The sequence below is a fragment of the Bifidobacterium sp. M0353 genome, assembly GCF_016100645.1.
GTDB classification, from domain to species: domain Bacteria; phylum Actinomycetota; class Actinomycetes; order Actinomycetales; family Bifidobacteriaceae; genus Bombiscardovia; species Bombiscardovia choladohabitans.
Map to the genome: position 1 here is coordinate 1 of NZ_JACFSB010000037.1, position 388 is coordinate 388.

Below are 388 nucleotides of genomic sequence, written 5' to 3' on the forward strand. Positions count from 1 at the left end.
GATGCCTTTCTAAAATATACACACTTAATGCAACACTCCTATTGTATAGAGCCTGAAAAGACAAAAATTTTAAAAAGTATAATACAAGAAAAAGGGAAAAATAATATTATAGTTTTTTGCAAGTTTATTAGATCAAAGAAATATCTAGAAAGTAATCTTGATGTTAAAGTTTTAACATATGGCAAAGGAGCATTAGGTCTTAACCTACAAAAATACAATACAATTGTTTTTTGGGACAAAACCTTTGATTATGCATTACAAGAACAGGCAGAGCGAAGAATATATCGCTTAGGGCAAAAAGATAATTGTACATTCTACTACTTAAAAGGTGATGTAGGTTTGGAAAACTTAATTAATAAAAATATTTATCATAAGATATCAATGTTAG

Annotated in this window: 1 pseudogene; it reads left to right on the plus strand. The window is 27.3% G+C overall.

Features of this window, described 5'->3' with window-relative positions:
- Positions 1-388, plus strand: a pseudogene (locus tag H3V04_RS08900) (helicase SNF2); the annotation flags it as partial.